At 31.4% G+C, this 229-nt stretch carries 1 protein-coding gene; it reads left to right on the top strand.

Annotated elements, in window-relative coordinates:
• A partial coding sequence (locus SB754_RS23405; RefSeq protein WP_410784624.1) for a hypothetical protein occupies nt 1-229 on the top strand: 229 nt, incomplete at both ends.

Here is a 229-nt window from a genome sequence, read left to right as displayed (position 1 = left end):
AATGTTGATCAGAATTCGTCATCAGGAAGACTCGGAGTTAAGTTTTCAAGTGCTAAATATAAATTCTTTGGAGACCTTCCGGAAAATGTTATTGCAGAACATGATGATTATGAGCATATCGCAAAATATCCTGTTTATAATTTCAGGCATTATTTAAGTCAATTCGGCATAGAAGAAAAAAAGGAACCTGTAGATCTTATAGATTTAAAATTGTCTGAAAAAGAAATTG

Source organism: Leifsonia sp. SIMBA_070 (assembly GCF_046534635.1).
In the GTDB taxonomy this organism is placed as follows: Bacteria; Actinomycetota; Actinomycetes; order Actinomycetales; family Microbacteriaceae; genus Leifsonia.
Note: the sequence above shows the minus strand (reverse complement) of the source record. Positions and strands in the feature narration are given on the sequence as shown.